At 62.3% G+C, this 15,128-nt stretch carries 13 protein-coding genes; 6 read left to right on the top strand and 7 right to left on the bottom strand.

Going from position 1 to position 15,128, the window contains the following annotated elements; translation table 11 throughout:
• Positions 1–4 precede the first annotated feature (4 nt).
• Positions 5–847, bottom strand: a complete 843-nt coding sequence (locus tag ACFOW7_RS01975) for a 2OG-Fe(II) oxygenase family protein (protein WP_378160453.1) — start codon at positions 845–847, stop codon at positions 5–7.
• Between the two features lie 404 nt (positions 848–1,251).
• Here ACFOW7_RS01975 and metG point away from each other — a divergent pair, with 404 nt between their 5' ends.
• The 4 genes from metG (at position 1,252) to ACFOW7_RS01955 (ending at position 5,049) form a co-directional block, all read left to right on the top strand.
• On the top strand, positions 1,252–3,276 hold the full coding sequence (metG, locus tag ACFOW7_RS01970; RefSeq protein ID WP_378160451.1) for a methionine--tRNA ligase: 2,025 nt from the start codon (positions 1,252–1,254) through the stop codon (positions 3,274–3,276).
• 41 nt (positions 3,277–3,317) lie between these two features.
• Positions 3,318–3,890 (top strand): GNAT family N-acetyltransferase, encoded by a 573-nt coding sequence (locus tag ACFOW7_RS01965; RefSeq protein ID WP_378160449.1) that lies wholly within the window; start codon positions 3,318–3,320, stop codon positions 3,888–3,890.
• Positions 3,887–4,576: an HAD family hydrolase gene (locus ACFOW7_RS01960; protein WP_378160447.1), complete on the top strand. Its 690-nt coding sequence runs from the start codon at positions 3,887–3,889 to the stop codon at positions 4,574–4,576. The genes ACFOW7_RS01965 and ACFOW7_RS01960 overlap by 4 nt, the downstream gene beginning before the upstream one ends.
• Positions 4,577–4,767: 191 nt before the next feature.
• The gene (locus tag ACFOW7_RS01955; protein ID WP_378160444.1) at positions 4,768–5,049 is read left to right on the top strand and encodes an acylphosphatase; all 282 of its coding nucleotides are present in this window, start codon (positions 4,768–4,770) and stop codon (positions 5,047–5,049) included.
• A 63-nt stretch (positions 5,050–5,112) separates the two neighbouring features.
• Here ACFOW7_RS01955 and ACFOW7_RS01950 read toward each other — a convergent pair whose 3' ends face one another.
• A complete protein-coding gene (locus tag ACFOW7_RS01950; RefSeq protein WP_378160442.1) occupies positions 5,113–5,598 on the bottom strand; it encodes a WbuC family cupin fold metalloprotein in 486 nt (161 codons plus the stop codon).
• Positions 5,599–5,764: 166 nt separating this feature from the next.
• Here ACFOW7_RS01950 and ACFOW7_RS01945 point away from each other — a divergent pair, with 166 nt between their 5' ends.
• Positions 5,765–6,418 carry a hypothetical protein gene (locus ACFOW7_RS01945; RefSeq protein WP_378160440.1) on the top strand — a complete coding sequence of 218 codons (654 nt, stop codon included), beginning with the start codon at positions 5,765–5,767 and terminating at the stop codon, positions 6,416–6,418.
• Positions 6,419–7,085: 667 nt separating this feature from the next.
• Here the strand turns inward: ACFOW7_RS01945 and ACFOW7_RS01940 are convergent.
• The 5 genes from ACFOW7_RS01940 to ACFOW7_RS01920 all read right to left on the bottom strand — a co-directional run bounded on the left by ACFOW7_RS01940 (position 7,086) and on the right by ACFOW7_RS01920 (position 14,189).
• Complete coding sequence (locus ACFOW7_RS01940) at positions 7,086–7,499, bottom strand: ExbD/TolR family protein (protein ID WP_378160438.1); 414 nt, start codon at positions 7,497–7,499, stop codon at positions 7,086–7,088.
• A 1-nt stretch (position 7,500) separates the two neighbouring features.
• A complete protein-coding gene (locus ACFOW7_RS01935; RefSeq protein ID WP_378160436.1) occupies positions 7,501–8,238 on the bottom strand; it encodes a MotA/TolQ/ExbB proton channel family protein in 738 nt (245 codons plus the stop codon).
• Between the two features lie 93 nt (positions 8,239–8,331).
• Positions 8,332–9,003, bottom strand: a complete 672-nt coding sequence (locus tag ACFOW7_RS01930; protein WP_378160434.1) for an energy transducer TonB — start codon at positions 9,001–9,003, stop codon at positions 8,332–8,334.
• A 661-nt stretch (positions 9,004–9,664) separates the two neighbouring features.
• Positions 9,665–10,243 (bottom strand): hypothetical protein, encoded by a 579-nt coding sequence (locus ACFOW7_RS01925; RefSeq protein WP_378160432.1) that lies wholly within the window; start codon positions 10,241–10,243, stop codon positions 9,665–9,667.
• Positions 10,244–10,247: 4 nt separating this feature from the next.
• Positions 10,248–14,189 carry a diguanylate cyclase domain-containing protein gene (locus ACFOW7_RS01920; RefSeq protein ID WP_378160430.1) on the bottom strand — a complete coding sequence of 1,314 codons (3,942 nt, stop codon included), beginning with the start codon at positions 14,187–14,189 and terminating at the stop codon, positions 10,248–10,250.
• Between the two features lie 128 nt (positions 14,190–14,317).
• On the opposite strand from ACFOW7_RS01920, the gene ACFOW7_RS01915 reads away from it, so the two are divergent.
• Positions 14,318–15,127, top strand: coding sequence for a TetR/AcrR family transcriptional regulator (locus ACFOW7_RS01915; RefSeq protein ID WP_378160428.1), 810 nt, complete (start codon positions 14,318–14,320; stop codon positions 15,125–15,127).
• Position 15,128: the final 1 nt, after the last annotated feature.

Genomic DNA, 15,128 nt, shown 5'->3' with positions numbered 1-15,128 from the left:
ACCTTTACATCTTCACGCCCAGTTCACGCAGGCGCTCATCGAGATAGCTGCGGGCGGTATAGCGTTCCGACAAGACCACTTCGTCGCGCGGATGCAGGAACAGTGGCAGCGAGATGCGCGACTTGAAGCGGCCCTCGCCAGTCGGGTTGACCACCCGGTGCGAGGTCGATGGGTAGTAGCCGCCCGACGCCTCTTGCAGCATATCGCCGATATTGATGACCAGCGTGCCGAAATCGCACGGCACATCATGCCAGGCACCATCGCTGCCCTTGACTTGCAGACCCGGCTCGTTGGCAGCCGGCAGCACCGTCAGCAGATTGATGTCCTCATGCGCCGCCGCCCGCAGCGCGCCTTCGGGTTCGTTGCCCGACAGGGGCGGATAGCGCAGCACCCGCAGCAAGGTGCATGGGCTCTTCGCAATCATCCCCGACAGCGGCTCGCTGAAGCGCTGCTTCACTTCAGCCGGGCTGTGCGCCTCGACCCAGCCCAGCAGTTCGGCGGCCAGCGCATTGGCCAGTTCGTAATAGCGCAGCGCACGCTCGGACAGGGCGGGCGGAATCCGGCCCCAGGGGTAGATATGGAAGTATTCCTTGATGTCCTTGACCGTATGGCCCTTGGCGGTTTCGGAGATGGCGGTGGAGAAGAAACCGTCCTGCTTGGCCGGGTCGAAGGCATATTGATGCTTGTCTTCGCCGTCGAAAAAGCCCAGCCACTCGCTATAGATCGATTCGACCAGCTCCTGCGGAATCGGATGGTTCTTGAGCACACCAAAGCCCGTGGTGCGGAGCGATTCGGTAAAACGGGCAGCGGCGTCAGGGGCGCGGTAATCGACGGTCAAGACGTTCAATTCGGTTTCCTCGGGCAGAAAAATAGCGCCTTTTCGGCGGGGGCATGATTTTAACAGCAAGGCGCCCCGACCGCAGCCGCCGCACGGCGGCCGCCGTGACAAGGCGGGAAGATCCGGCGAAAAATCAGCCACAGTGTCTGCGACCCGAAGCTCCGCGACCCCTCAAAGGAATGTCAGTTTTTAGTACATTTCTTATCTATATTTCATAGGTTCTTGCACAAGATTTGCATATATTTTTACTTTCGTTCCAATTCCCTACTTGATCTGCGCCAGAGACCACCCACGCATTGCCATGCCCCGCACTCAGCCGGTACGGCCAGGCCGTGCCGGCCGCAACGGTCGGCGCGGTTGCGGCTATAATCGTGCATTTCTGCCCGCCCTCGCCCAACAGGAAGGACAATGCCTTGAAGTCCCGCAAGATACTCGTCACCTCCGCCCTGCCCTATGCCAATGGCCCGATCCATCTGGGCCATCTGGTCGAATACGTCCAGACCGATATCTGGGCCCGGTTCCAGAAGATGCGCGGCCACGAGTGCTACTACATCTGCGCGTCCGACACCCACGGCACGCCGATCATGATCAACGCCGAAAAACAGGGCGTCACGCCCGAGGCGCTGGTGGCGCGGATGCACGGCGAGCAGTTGGCCGATTTCCAGGGCTTTCAGATCGGCTTTGACAACTACCACAGCACCAACTCCGAAGAGACGCGCGAGTTGGCCTATACCGTCTACCGTCGCCTGAAGGAAGACGGCAAGATCGTCCGCCGCAGCATCAGCCAGCTCTACGATCCGGAAAAAGGCATGTTCCTGCCCGACCGTTTCGTCAAAGGCGAATGCCCCAAATGTGGCAGCGCCGACCAGTACGGTGACAACTGCGAACGCTGCGGCGCCACCTATGGCCCGACCGAACTGAAAAACCCCTATTCGGCAGTCTCGGGTGCCAAGCCCGAACTGCGCGATTCCGAGCATTATTTCTTCAAGCTCGGCGACTGCACCGATTTCCTGGCCAACTGGACCCGTGAAGCCGGCCGTCTGCAACCCGAGGCGGCCAACAAGATGGCCGAATGGTTCGAGGCCGGTCTGCAAGACTGGGATATCAGCCGCGACGCCCCCTATTTCGGTTTCGAAATTCCCGATGCACCGGGCAAGTACTTCTATGTCTGGCTTGATGCCCCGATCGGCTATATGGGCTCGTGCAAGAATCTGTTCGACCGGCTGGGCATCGACTTCGACGCCTGGTGGAAGGCCGGCAGCGATGCCGAGCTGTACCATTTCATCGGCAAGGACATCCTGTACTTCCATGCGCTGTTCTGGCCGGCCATGCTGCATTTCTCGGGCTACCGCACCCCGACGGCGGTGCACGCCCATGGCATGCTGACGGTCAACGGCGAAAAGATGTCCAAGTCGCGCGGCACCTTTATCACCGCCCGCAGCTACCTCGAACTCGGCCTCAACCCCGAGTGGCTGCGCTACTACTACGCCGCCAAGCTCAATAGCCGGATCGAGGACGCAGACCTGTCGATGGAGGACTTCGCTCTGCGGGTCAACGCCGACCTGGTGGGCAAGTACATCAATATCGCCAGCCGCGCGGCCGGCTTCCTGACCAAGCGTTTCAACGGCCGTCTGGCCGCCGGCCTGCCCGATACCGACCTGCTGGCCCGGCTGCAACGGGCCGCCCCGGCGCTGGCTGAAGCCTACGAGAACCGCGAATACGGCCGCGCCGTGCGCGAGATCATGGCCCTGGCCGACGAGGTCAACCAGTATGTGGACCAGGTCAAGCCGTGGGAGCTGGCGCGCCAGCAAGACCAGGAAACCGCGCTGCACCAGTCGTGCAGCCTGTTGATCAATGCCTTCCGCCTGCTGACCCTGTATCTCAAGCCGATCCTGCCGCGCCTGACGGCCGAGGTGGAGACTTTCCTGGCGATCGCACCGCTCACCTGGAGCGATGCCGAGACGCTGTTGCTTGACCATCCTATCCAGCCTTACCAGCATCTGATGACTCGTATCGACCCGAAACAGCTCGACGCCCTGGTGGAAGCCAATCGCCAGAACCTCAACGCCGACCAGCCGGCCGCTGCCCCGCAATTCGAACCGATCGCCGACACCATCTCGATCGACGATTTCGGCAAGATCGACCTGCGCATCGCCCGTATCGTCGACGCGCGCCATGTCGAAGGCGCCGAGAAGCTGCTGCAACTCACGCTCGATATCGGCAGCGAGACGCGCAATGTATTTGCCGGCATCAAGTCGGCCTATCGGCCCGAAGACCTGATCGGCCGGCTGACCGTGATGGTGGCCAATCTGGCCCCGCGCAAGATGAAGTTCGGCCTGTCGGAAGGCATGGTGCTGGCCGCCAGCGGCGATATGGCGCCCGGCCTGTTCATCCTGTCGCCTGACAGTGGCGCCCAACCGGGTATGCGCGTGCGCTGAGCCTATCGAGGCGGGCGGCTGCGGCCGCCCGTTTTTCCGCCATGAAGACCCCGACTCCTCCCCCCTTCCCGGTTCTGCACACCGAGCGCCTGCTGTTGCGCGAGCTGACGCCTGCCGATGCCGAACCGCTCTATGCCATCCACTCCGATCACGAAGCCATGCGCTGGTTTGGCAGCGACCCGCTGACCCAGCCGCAGCAGGCATTCCGACTGATCGAAATCTTCGCCGAATGGCGGCGCGCCCCGGCACCGGGTACGCGCTGGGCCCTGGTGCGGCGCGAAGATCAGTTGCTGGTCGGCACCTGTGGTCTGTTTCGCTGGAATCCCAACTGGCGCAATTGTGTAGTCGGCTATGAACTCGGGCGTGCTGCCTGGGGTCAAGGTCTGATGACCGAAGCCATGCGTGCGGTGCTCGAGTACGGTTTCGAGGTGATGCAGGTAAACCGTATCCAGGCCGAAATCCACCCCGACAACCTGCCGTCGATCCGACTGGTGGAGAAGCTGGGCTTTGCGCTCGAAGGCGTGCATCGCGAGCAGGCCTTCTGGGCCAACGCCTATCACGATCTTGCTTGTTATTCCCTTCTTCAGCGCGACTGGCGCGCTCTTCAACGATGAAACTCGATTTTCCGATTGCCGCCGTTCTGTTCGATATGGACGGTCTGATGCTGGACAGCGAACGCGCCGTGCTGCGTGCCTGGCGCCAGGCCGCCCGCGAACATGGTCACGATTTCGACGACAGCGTGCTCCATGCGATGGTCGGTCTACACGACCGGCTGTGTCGCGCCATGCTGCTGGAACGCTTTGGCCCCGACTTGCCCATCGATGCGATCTTTGCCCGCACCGAAGCGCTTTATCTGGGGCGGATCGAAGCCGGCATCCCGCTCAAGCCCGGTCTGACCGAGCTGCTCGACTGGCTCGATGCGGTTCGCCTGCCCAAGGCGGTCGCCACCTCGTCGACCCGCCAGCGTGCCCAGGGCAATCTGCGCAGCAGCGGCCTGCTGCCGCGCTTTCCGGTCAGCGTCTGCGGTGACGAGATCGAACAGCCCAAGCCGGCGCCCGACATCTATCTCAAGGCCGCCGACCTGCTTGGCGTGGCGCCGGCCCATTGCATCGTGCTGGAGGATTCCGAACCGGGCGTGCAGGCCGCTCTGGCAGCCGGCATGACGCCGATCCAGATCCCCGACATCAAGCCGCCCAGCACCGCCCTGCGCGCCCTGGGCCATCGAATCGTCGGCAGTCTCGGCCAGGCGCACAGCTTGCTGCGCGAAGCGGTGTGGCAGCGTACCTGTTGTCTGGTATGAATAAACTGGAAAATTTTAGGAAAAATCTCTGCAAGACGTTTAGCCAGTCTTGAGGAAAATACAGATTTTCTTCCTGAATATGGTGAATCGCCCTTTCTCCGGGAGCGCTGACCGGCCTCGCTCGACATGGTCAGCAATGCAACGACACTGCCCATCGTGTGGCCTTCTTTGTCTGTCCAGGAGTGTGCCTTATGGATCCGATTGCCCGTCATCTGCGGATTTGCGGCCTCGTGCAAGGCGTCAGCTACCGCTATGGCTTCGAGCAGGAAGCCAAGCGTCTTGGCGTCAACGGTTGGGTCAGAAACCGGCTCGATGGCAGCGTCGAAGCCCATATCGAGGGAGAGGCCGAGGCCATCGCCCAACTGCTTGCCTGGGCCAGGCGCGGCCCTGAGCTGGCGCGGGTGGAGTCGGTCGATGCCAGCGAGGCGGAGTCTACCGGGCTGCAACAGATGGTCCGCTATCCGACCGCATGAAATCACTATTTTTGTTTAAATGCGAATCTCTGCCTTGCAGAGAATATGCACTTATTTTGAACTTTAGATAACTTCCGCGAACTGCCCCCGCATCCACGCCAGATAGTCGACGGCAGCCGCCCTCCCTTCCTGTGGCGCCCAAGCTGCCCATTCCTCGGTGACCAGTGGCCGATACGGTCCATCCTTACACTCGAAAATCACCGCCGGCGCACCCAGTACCACCAGCGAATGAAACACATTGGCCGCCAGGGCCATGCCGACCTGTCCTCCCGCTTCGAGCCGGACCGTTGCCGTCAGGCCGCCCGCCTCATCGAATAGCAGCACCCCAATCGCTCCACGCAGCACCAGCAGCGTCTCTTCGCACTCAAGATGGCGATGGGGCCGTACATAGCTGTCGGGCAGCAAGGCATTGAGAAAGCGCTGGCATGGATCGGTCGGCGTCGCATGAAAATTGTGGTTGAGTCGCCGACGTGGCGAGGCGGCGGCAGCGGTGGTCAGTTGATCGAAGAGTTGCTGGTCGATCGGACGCAGGAGGGAAGAGATCGGCATAGGCGTGAGGAAAGTGAGGAGCCGTGCAGACGGCCGGGAGGCAGCAGGATAAGGGGGGATGGCGACCACCTCAACCGTTCGTCGACTTCCCTCAGGGCCATCTTGACGCAAGAACGATCGTTCACCAATATGCGGGTAAACCAACGTTCTCTGAAGAGGATAGACAATGCCGCTCCGCCCCGCCCACCGTGTTGTTGCCGCCCATCAATCGAGCGGCCATCTCGAACTCGACGCCACCTTGCCCGGTGGTGGCTGGCCCAGCGGCAACATCACCGAGATCGTCAGCAGCCGGGCCGGCTGCGGCGAACTCAAACTCCTGATGCCACGTCTAGCCGAACTCAGCCGCAATGGCCGCCGCACTCTCCTTATCAACCCCCCCCACCTGCCCTATCTCCCCGCCTGGCAAGCCGCCGGCATCGATCAAGACAAGCTCGACTGGCAAGAAGCCCTGCACGAAAGCGAATTCCTCCATCAAGTGGCGCAAGCCCTGGCTGCCCCCGACTGCGGCGCGGTGGTCGGCTGGTGCCATGGGCCGTTAAGCGAACAATTGACCGATGCCCTGCAACGACTGGTGGCTTCGAGTTCTGTGCTCTGTTTCCTGCTGCGGCAGGGTCGGATGGCAGGGGCAGGCTCGTCGTTTCCGCTGCGGCTTGAAGTCGAGCCGGCCCATGGCGGACTCAAGGTCTGCGTGCGCCGTGGCCGTGGTGCGGTAGCCCAAGGCACCGCCCATATCCCCCTGACCCGGCCGCAACTGCATCCACGCCGGCAGCCGGCACCACGCGCCAGCCTGGCGATGGCTGCGATGGCATTGGCGGCTTAAAGATGGAATGGGCGAACAGCCAGGGCGCTGATTCAAAACACTGGCCTGTAAATCGGCGTCACGAGTAAGGTGGCTTGCTCGGCCTGAACTGACGCTTGATGCCCGGACCCGCTGACTCCGAGCTGTTCGGCAATGCACTAAATCATGGTCTTCGATGCCGGCGCCGTTTTAACCGGACTCTCTCCCGCCACGCAGACTGATCGACCTGGACCGGGGGTGCTGTGGCCGGACCCACTGACGCCAAGCTTTTGGGCAAGGCGCGAGCGTCCAGGTCAAAAACCGGCAGACCGGCTAAAGACTTTCGATTTAAATCGGCGTCGCCGCTAAACCTGGAGGAAGGCTGCACGGCTGCGCTTTGAGGTTTGAACACGCTGACGCCAGATTGCCCGGAAATGGGCTACTTGCCGCAAACCGCAACAACCAGACCTCCAGAGGCAACAAAGCCGCCGAAGAAGCGGCGGCTCTGCAGGGGAAATTTCCAGCGAACGGTTCAGAGCGAACCCGGACGATGGGGATTGAGCACGATGGCTTTGGCAGACTCAGCCTTTGCGCAAGCACGCTCGCAATCACGACGTCGAGCGCAACGCAGGCAAGGCGGAACAGACCAATACAGGCAGCCGACTCCGATGGGTACACCGATCAGCACAGTCAGCACTGCCCACATGGTTTAGCCCTCCGGTTCAGTGACAAAGCCCAGTTTCTGGATGCCGGCACGCTGGATCGCGGCCATTGCCTTGACCACATGCTGGTACTCGACCACGCGGTCGCCGCGCAGCTGGAACTCGGGTTGCGGTTTGGTCGCGGCAGCGGCAGCCAGACGGCGGGCGAATTCGGCCTCATCGACGGCCGTTTCGTTCCAGTGCAGCTTGCCATCGGCCGTTACCGACAGATTGACGGTATCGGGCTTGACCTGGCTGGGCTGATTGCTTGCCTGCGGCAGGTCGAGTTTGACCGAATGGGTCAGTACCGGCACCGTCAGCATAAAGATGATCAGCAACACCAACATGACGTCGACCAGCGGCGTCATATTGATTTCGCTCATGACCTGACCGTCATCGTCGAATCCGCCACCGAAAGCCATCTCAATGCCTCCCGATCGCGACCACATTGGCCAGCTTCATCTTGTGGGCGCCATCGGTCTTGGCCACCGGAGCGCCGGTTACGAAGAAGGCATGCAGGTCGTGGGCAAAGCGGCTCAGTTGCCCCAGCACGGCCCGGTTGCCACGGGTCAGGGCGTTGTAGCCCAGCACGGCCGGAATCGCCACCAGCAGACCGAAGGCCGTCATGATCAGTGCCTCGCCCACCGGGCCTGCCACCTTGTCGATACTGGCCTGGCCACTGACACCGATACTGATCAGGGCATGGTAGATACCCCATACCGTGCCGAACAGGCCAATGAACGGCGCCGTACTGCCAACCGATGCCAGAATCGACAAGCCCGACTGCATCCGCTCCGACGATTCGTCGATGGCGCGCTTGAGACAACTGGTCAACCAGTCCGACAGCGACAGCTGGCCATGCAGATCCGATTGGTTATCACGGTGATGTACCACCGCATCGCGGCCTTCTTCGGCCAGATGGCGAAAGGGGTTGTCGATACGGTTGCCTTCGAGCAGTTCGAGCGCCGAGTCGAACGACTGGGCGTGCCAGAAATCGTGGGTGGTACGGGCCAGACGGCGTTGCCGCATCTGGCGCATGGCCCGGGTGATGATCACGTACCAGGAGGCGATCGACATCAGCAGCAGCACCAGCGCTACCCCTTTGATCACCAGATCGCCCTGCTGCCACACGGCCATGATGCCGTAAGGATTCTGCTCCATCTCAAAACTCTCCTTGTGTTACCGGTGCCGCCGACAGCGCCGGCGGGATGATTCAGCGGTTTGCCCTGCCGCCACCACGGCTTGCTGACGAGTTCAGTCGCGCAGCGAGAAGGTGATGGGCAGATCGTAGGTATACGCAACCGGCTCATTGCCACGTTTGGCCGGGACGAAACGCCACTTCTTCACGACCTCGAGCGCCGATTGGTCAAGGCGTGCATAGCCGCTGCTACGCTTGAGTTTCACTTCGCCTGCCGTGCCGTCGGGCAGGATATGCACGCTCAGCACCACCTGGCCTTCTTCCTCGAGCTTGCGCGACAGCGGCGGATACGGCGGCTTGGGATTGTTGAGATAGGCCGCATCGCTACGCGGCAGCACCAGTGGTGCCTCGACCGGAGCCGGCGCAGGGGCCGGACTCGGTTGTGGCGCCGGTGGCGCAGCCGGTGCCGTTTCCACTGCCGGGCTGGCGGCGACGATCGGTGATGGTGCCGACGAGACGGCAGTGAGCGGCTGGGCCGTCGGCACCGGTTTGGGCGACGGCGGCATCGGCTTGGACCGTTTTTCCAACGGAACGGGTTTGGACGGCTCGGGGGGCGTTGAGGTCGGGGCGGCCTCAACCGGTGTCGGCTCAGGTGCCGGCGCAACCAGACTTGCCACCAGTAGCGGCACCGGTGGCGTAATGGGCGTACTGAGGTGCGACTGCGCCAGCCACCACAACAGGCCCACATGCCCCGCCGCGACTCCTGCCAGCACTGTGCCGCGTCGCATATCAATCGCCATCCGACTCACCCGACAAACCGAAGCAGCTTATTCTAATGATAAGTATTATCATTAACAAGTCGAGCAACTGAACACGAGTTCCATTTAACGACGTATCCCGTCATCTCTCTGATCGACCCTTTTCGTCCTTTACGCCGGACAAGCCAGACCAAACCCTGATGGCTTGTAGCGCTCCCGCTTCAAAGTCCGACCCAGACCAAAACGGATGGCGCTGACAAGCATGCTCTTCCGTGCTCTCACTTGGCGTCCGAGCAAAGCCAGCCTCTCCTATCGCCGCCGCCCGCTCTTCAGTCAGGCCCGCAAAACCAGACAGCCTGGACAGGCTTTTCAGCCTGTCCGACTTAACCGTCTCTTTCCTGTACTCAACGGCCGCAAAACCCTGGCATCGTCAGCCCTGCCCAACTTCTTTCCACCTTGTCCGTCCCTCTGTCCGCCTATCGAGCCAAGTAAATAGCCGAGGCTGCGCCAGGGGTCGCAGTAAGGAGGGGAAGGAGGAGAGAAGCAGATCGGCGAGAGGAGAAACCTGGATTCCCCAACAATGTCTTCCATCAAAAAACACATATTACTTTCAAAAACTGTTTTTTGTCGCACTATATATTGCAGATGTTTTGCAGTTTATTTTCTATTTTTTATTTCCCCGTTCTCGTCACTATCTGCCTGACGAGCCTGAGCGGGAAGTGAGGCTGCCTGTACGCATTTCGCGGCGTTTCTCGTACACCTCGAACACATCGTGCAGCAGATAACGGGCAAGCCGGGCCATTTCGCGGCCGCTGCGCCGCTCGAGCAGGCGTTTGGCGCCGGCGTGGTTGATCAGATGCAGCCCGGTCGGTCCGATGCACAGACAGCTATGGTCGAGATCGAGTCGCATCAGGCGGATTTCGCGCGGCGAGCGGCCCAGCGACTGGCCGATATCTTCCAGACACAGCCACAGCGTCTCATTGGCATCGACGAAGGCGCGCAACTGATGGCGGTTCCACTCGAAGTAAAACCCGTCGATCGCTTCCAATTCGAGCCGATGGCGTCGCCGCTGCGCCCATAGCAGGCCCAGGATCAGCAAGAACATGGCGCAGATGCCGAAAGCGCGCAGTACGGCTTCGCGGTCAGGACGGAAGTAGCTGAAGTAGATCATGGCGGCCACGCAAGGCAGACACAGCGCCACCACCATCGACCACCAGAACAGGCGCTCATAGCGCAGCATCGTCCGGCCGAAACGGTTGGGATTGAACATCGTCCTACTCACCCGCGATCCGGGCCTGATCGCGGCCGTTGGCCTTGGCGGCATAAAGTGCCTGGTCGGCGCTGGCGACCAGATGCTCGGGCGTTCCCTCCTCGCCCGGCAGATGAATGGCAATTCCCAGGCTGATCGTGATACAGGCGGCGGTTGGGGAATCCTGATGCGGAATCGCTTCTTCTGCCAACAAGCGGCGTATCCGTGCCGCCACCGCAATGGCAACAGTCCGGTCGGCATCGGCCAGCAGCAAGGCGAACTCCTCGCCGCCATACCGGGCCACCACATCTTCGGGCCGATCAAGCGCCGCCACCAATACCCGGGCCACCCGCACCAGACATTCATCGCCGATTTGATGGCCATAGGCGTCGTTGTAACGCTTGAAATGATCGACATCGACCAGCAGCAGTGCCAACGGCCGTTGCCGCTGCACCGCGTGCTGCCAGGCTTCATGGAGCAACCGGTCGAACTGGCGCCGGTTGGCCACCCCGGTCAGGCCGTCCTGATGGGCCATCCGGTTGAATTCCCGGTTGGCCGAGATCAGTTCTTCATTGGCGCGATTGAGCGCGGCCTGGACGAATTCCAGCTCCTCGATATTCTCGACCAGTTTGGCCTCGACAGCCTTGTGGGCCGAGATATCGCGCATCACGGCAGTGAACAGATGGCGGTTGCCGAGCCGGATTTCGCTGATCGACAAGGCCAGCGGAAAACGCTCGCCGTTGCTGCGCAGCCCTTGGACCTCCAGTTGCAGACCCGGCTTGTCGGCACAGCCGCCGCATTGTTCCAGCAGACGCGGGAACGAACCGCCGCCCGGCGAGCCCGGCGCCAGCAACATACCGAGTTCGCGGCTCATCACCTTGTGCAGGCTGTAGCCGAAGATATCGCGCACCGCCGGGTTGAGCATCTGTACCAGGCCGTCCTCATCGACGGTGACAATCGCGTCGCTGACGCTTTCGAGCACCGAATTGAGCATGGCCTCGCTCTCGATCATCTTGGTTTCCATCGCCCTGACCTCGGTCAGATCGTGGCTGAAGATGGCGATGAAATCGGCACGGTTGCGCCCGGTGCTGGGCGCGACGATCAACTGACGCACATCGATCACCCGGCCTTCGGCATTGAGGCACTGTGTCTCGCCTTCCCAGGGCTGGCCGCTCAGGGCCTGGGGGATGCCGATCCGGCTGACCAGTTGATAAGCCCAGTCGGGATAACCGCTATAGAGCGGCAGACGGTCAAGCGGCGCATCGGCCGCGATGCCGCGCAGACGGCGGCCGGCCGGGTTGAGGTAGAACCACTGGCCATCGGGGGTGGCCATGCCGACCATATCGGGCATGCTTTCCACCACCGCATGGAGCCGGTCGCGTTCGCGCTCGGCCGCTTTCTGCCGGCTGATATCGTAGGCAATCGCCATATGCCCCACCACGGCACCGTCGGCATCGTGCAACTCCGATACATTGAGCATCACCGGAAAATGGTGGCCATCGCGATGGACAAAGGTCCATTCCTGGCCCGTGTTGTCGCGGCAGGCAGCGGCGATGACCTCGCTGATCGACAGCGATTCCGACCCTTCGCGCCGCCGCGCCGATTCGACCACGGCCGCCAGCTCCTCGGCGTCATAGAACAAACCCGGGGTCGAGCGACCGACCAGTTCCTCGGCTCGATAGCCCAGCATCAGCTCGGCCGCCCGGTTAAAGCGGGTCAGGATGCCGTCGAGATCGACCGACAGGATGCAATAAGGCGCCGAATCGAGAATCGCTCTTTGCAGGCGCTCACTCTTTTCAAGCGCCGACTCGATCGATTTGCGCTTGCCGATATCGGTACAGGTCATGGCCAGTCCCCAACCCATCGGGGCCACCTGGATTTCCCGCCACATCGGATCGCTTTCACCGTCGTCGAGCCGGCATTCTTCGCTAAAGCCCTGCCCTTGGCGCACCGCCTCGATCAGCCGTGGCCGCAGCCGCGGGTCGCATAGTCCGGCCAGGGCATCGAGCCGCTGGCCCAGCAACTGCTCGCGGCTTTGGCCGCTGCGGCGCAGGGCCGTGGCGTTGACCTCGGCCAGGCGGAAATCGGTGACGCTGCCCGACTCGTCCTTGATCGATTCAAATACCAGCACCGCTTCCAGATTGCCGTCGAACACCGCGCGAAACAGCTCTTCCTTGCGCGCCAGATTGGCCTGCAGGCGGGCCGCCTCGGTCACATCGCGCGCATACATCACGGCCCCGCCCAGCCGGTCCTCGTCTTCGGGCAGGACGGCAAAGGCAATATCGAACAGGCGTTTCTCTTCCCCCAGCGTCAGCCGCACCGTCGCCGGCTCGCCACGCAAGGCGGCACTGAAATGCAGCAGCAGTCCGCCGCGGTCGGGGACATGGCGGTCCAGCCATTCGACCAGGCCGTCGCCGGGCACGGGACTGCTGCCATAAAGGCGCTGAAACAGCTGACGTAGCGCCGGATTGGCCACGGTGACCCGAAAGCCCTGGTCGATCGCCAGCAGCGGATCGGCACAGGCGGCGATCACGCTATCGAGCAGGCCGAGCCGGCGCCCGGCCTGGGAACACTGGCGGTGGATTGCATCGACTTCGTTCAGTGTCACTAGCAGATGCCGGTTTTCGCCCTCACCTCGCTGCGCCACCGCCAACTGGTACCAGCCCAACTCACCGGCCCCGTCCCGACAACGCACTTCGGCCTGGCGTATCTCGTCGGGTTGCCATGGTGCAGTCAGCAAGGCTTCGATCGTCGGCACATCGACGGTGGCAAAGATGCTGCGCCAATCCTCGCCGCCCGCGGCAAACTGCGCCCAGACCGGGTTGCGATAGAGCAGCCGACGCTCGTCATTGAATACCGCGACGGCCAAGGGCACTTCATCGAAACTGCGGTAATGGTCTAGCGTCTCGTCCTCGACCCGGCCCAACCGTCGGACCGTCCAGCCAGCCAACAACAGTGCCGCCAGGCTCAGCACGCCACCGAAGATCAGGGCATCGCGGCCCGACTGGGCCAGCCGGGCGGTTCGGGTGCTGTCGTCGAGCCGTAATAACAATAGCCAGCGGTAATCATCGTCGCCCTGCCGGGTCACGCCTGCCACATAGGCTTCATAGTTCTGTAGCGCCAGCGGACGAATCCAGCTGAACATCCAGGTACCTTCCGGCCGCTCGATCAGGCCGCGCTCATCTTGCAGCAACCGACTCCATAGTTCGGCATCGCGCTCAGGCAGGGTGCGACCGGTCATCTGCTGCAAGGCGAACAGCTCATCGAGCCGACCACCGGCCAGCCACAGTCCCCGGCCGTCGAGCAGCGCCAGTTCGGTGCCGGGCGGCCGTACCTCGGCCAGCCGCTCGAACAGATGACGCGCCAGATAACTGAATACCAATACCCCACGCCGCTGACCGCTGTCGCCAAATAGCGGCGCAGCGAAGCGTAAGACCGGTTTGGGCGGGTAATCGGGCAGACCGCGTTCGGCACCAAGGCCGAGCGGGGATACATAAACCCGGCCTGCACCCAGTTCGCGCCCACGCTGGAAATAGCCGAGCTGACGCCGATCGAGCAATTGTTCGGGCGAAGCGATCGAGGGAACACCCGATGCCAGATCGACCCGCAGCTGCTCACGGCCCTGGTTATCGAGCAGACGCATCTGGTCATAGACCGGCTTATTGGCCAGCCAGGTCATGAAATGCTCAGCCACCGTCCCCCACTGCTCGGGCGGCCGGTCGGCCTGCATCATCAGCTCGCGCTGACGCGACATCAGCATCACATCGGTGGCGCCGTCACGCATCACATGACGTACCTCGCGCTCGGCCATATCGAGCCGCAGCCTGGTCGTTTCATCGAGTGCCGCCAGACTGCGGCTGCGGCTGCCATGGTAATACCAGGCCGTCAGGCACCAGACCAGCGCCAGCAAAGGCAGCAGCACAAAGCAGAAACGCCGCAGCGTGGCGGCCCGAAGTGGAGCAGGCATTGGAATATGGGATATCGGAGATCTTGTCACTATAGCGCGCCCCTATGACGTCCGACGGTCGGGGTTTACATACCCGGTAGTATCTCAATAAAATACTGACCAGTATGCCAAATCCGGAGCCTTCCGTTTTGAACCGACCCGCCACCGCAGATCGTCAAGACCCGAGCGAAACCCGCGAACGCGCGCTGGCCGCGCTGAAACAGGTGGTCAGCCACAAGCCCATTGCCGAGATCAACTACGGCGACATTGCCGCCGAAGCCGGCCTGCCCTGGCAGACGGTCAAGCGCATGCTGGGCCCGCGCGAGCAGTTTGCCGCCTGGCTCGACAATAGCGCGCCGGTACCGGCCGATACCCGTACCCGCATCCTCGACAGCGCCGCCCGGGTATTTGCCCGCAAGGGCTATCTGTGCGCCTCGCTCGACGAGGTCGCTGCCGACGCGGGCCTGACCAAGGGCGCCGTGTACTGGCATTTCAGCAGCAAGAACGAGCTGTTCTTCGCCTTGCTCGATTCGCGTTTCAAGACCGAATACGAACAGCATCTGCCCGCCGCGCTCGAAGCGCAGCAGGCCAACCCCGACCCCAAGGCCGCCTTGCTCGAATTGCTGTGCGAGGTGCTGGGCCGGGTGGAGCAGGACCCGGACTGGCCGCGCCTGTTCCTCGAATTCATGGGCCAGGCGCGCGAGCCGGAAATCCGCCGCCGCCTCGGCGACGCCTATCTCAGCTCCTATCGCATGTCGGCGCAGTTGATTGCCAGACAACATCAAGACCACGGCCAAGGCAGTCCCGATGATCCCGAATTGATGGCGATCTTCTGGAGTTCGCTGATGGACGGTCTGATCCTCGCCTGGCTGATCAACCCCGACAAGATCGATCTCAAAGCCTTGATGCCGCGCATCGTTGACCTACTGTGGCGCGGCGTGCGGCCCGCCGAATCCTGAA

The organism is Chitinimonas lacunae (genome assembly GCF_042650885.1).
In the GTDB taxonomy this organism is placed as follows: Bacteria; Pseudomonadota; Gammaproteobacteria; order Burkholderiales; family Chitinimonadaceae; genus Chitinimonas_A; species Chitinimonas_A lacunae.
Note: the sequence above shows the minus strand (reverse complement) of the source record. Positions and strands in the feature narration are given on the sequence as shown.